Raw genomic sequence first — 1,154 nt, 5'->3', positions numbered from 1 at the left:
TCTCAGTCAGCCCGCCCCCGCGCCTCCGTCAGCCGGCCCCGCAGGAGCGACGCGTCCTGGCCCGGCGGCAGGCCGTAGGTGCGGCGGTACTCGCGGTTGAACTGGGTCGCGCTCGCGTACCCGACCGCCTCGGCGACCACGGCCGCCGTGGTGTTGCCGGCGACCAACTGACGTCGCGCCTCCTGGAGGCGCAGGAGCTTCTGGAACCTGCCCTAGCGGCAGCTCGGCGGCTTCGTTCGGCCCGCGGAGACAGCACGGCCCCCGGCAGCGCGCCGGGGGCCGTTCGCATGGGGTGGTGAGCCGGTCAGAGAAGCGGCGCCAGCGCCCGCTCCAGATCCGTCGCTTCGTGGAAGTGGACGGCGCGCAGGCCAAGGGCGGCCGCCGCGTCCACGTTCTCCCGGGTGTCGTCGACGAACAGGCACCGGTCGAGCCGTACGCCCGCCCGGGCCGCGGCGAGTTCGAAGATCCGCGGATCCGGCTTGACCAGGCCGACGCGGGCGCTGCTGACGACGTGGTCCGCGAGATCGGACAGGCCGAGGGACGCCAGGTCGGCCTCCAGCTGGACCGTCGCGTTGGTGACGAGGACCAGCGGCATCCGGGTCCGGGCGCGGCGCAGGAGCGACACGACCGTCCCGTCGGCCCCAAAAGGCAGCTCGATGAGCGCCTTCCCCAGCTCATGGGCCTGTGTCCCGGACACCAGGCCGGTGAGACCGTCCACGATCGACAGCACCCACTCCTGGGGGGTGATCCGGCCCAGCAGCACCGGCCGGACCGCCTCCGGGGCGAACGCCACCTTGGCCGTGGTGCCCTCGGCCAGCCCGACGGCGCGTTCCAGAGCGGTCAGCCCGGACGGGTCGTAGAACCGGATCACGTTGTCGACGTCGCACAGCACCGCGTCGAACGGCGGCTCGCCGAGGGCTCGGGTCGGGGCGGGTGTCATCAGTTGCCCGACACCGTCACCTTCTCGTCGTTCTTCAGCTCGTTCACCAGGGCCTTGACCTTCGCCTTGTCCCAGACGAGGTTGCCGCCCGAGGAGCCCGAGATCGGCATGTTCATGGACGTGCCGTCGCCGCCCGTGACGCCCTTCATCGCCCAGAACATGTCGGCCAGGTCGAACAGGCCCATGTCCTTGTCGACGATCAGGGTGTCGAGGC

General features: G+C 71.7%; 2 protein-coding genes and 1 pseudogene. All 3 read right to left on the bottom strand.

Features of this window, described 5'->3' with window-relative positions; genetic code table 11:
* Positions 1 to 2: 2 nt before the first annotated feature.
* On the bottom strand, positions 3 to 194 hold the full coding sequence (locus ABWI07_RS44280; RefSeq protein WP_353822224.1) for a helix-turn-helix domain-containing protein: 192 nt from the start codon (positions 192 to 194) through the stop codon (positions 3 to 5).
* A gap of 110 nt (positions 195 to 304) precedes the next feature.
* A complete protein-coding gene (locus tag ABWI07_RS44275) occupies positions 305 to 940 on the bottom strand; it encodes an HAD family hydrolase (RefSeq protein WP_010986432.1) in 636 nt (211 codons plus the stop codon).
* A pseudogene (locus ABWI07_RS44270) lies at positions 940 to 1,154 on the bottom strand (hypothetical protein); the annotation flags it as partial. The gene ABWI07_RS44275 and the pseudogene ABWI07_RS44270, both read right to left, overlap by 1 nt.

Origin of the sequence: Actinomadura sp. NPDC000600 (assembly GCF_040492135.1) — a bacterium.
Classification (GTDB): domain Bacteria; phylum Actinomycetota; class Actinomycetes; order Streptosporangiales; family Streptosporangiaceae; genus Spirillospora.
Note: the sequence above shows the minus strand (reverse complement) of the source record. Positions and strands in the feature narration are given on the sequence as shown.